The organism is Patiriisocius sp. 208BN25-11, from assembly GCF_058147145.1.
Window position 1 is genome coordinate 1 of sequence record NZ_JBYVJY010000144.1, and the last position, 236, is coordinate 236.

Below are 236 nucleotides of genomic sequence, written 5' to 3' on the forward strand. Positions count from 1 at the left end.
AACATTGTAGGTTCTCACGACTCTTATTCCCATCGCAAAAAGAAGCTTCATATCCTCTTTGAGCTCGGTAATTGTAGGCTGAATTTCTCGAGTTGATTTACGATAACCCCCATACGAAATGGCTATATAATCTGGGTTGCCTAACATCTCTTTTGCTGTGACTTTATTTTGCATAGGTATACTTGGAGTGTGTTCTTCTTCTTTATTTTTTTTACATGACAAGACAAGAAAAACTA

Annotated in this window: 1 pseudogene; it reads right to left on the bottom strand. The window is 36.4% G+C overall.

What is annotated here, in order from left to right:
• Nucleotides 1-174: pseudogene (locus ACY2RS_RS15910) on the bottom strand (glycosyl hydrolase family 17); the annotation flags it as partial.
• Nucleotides 175-236 lie beyond the last annotated feature (62 nt).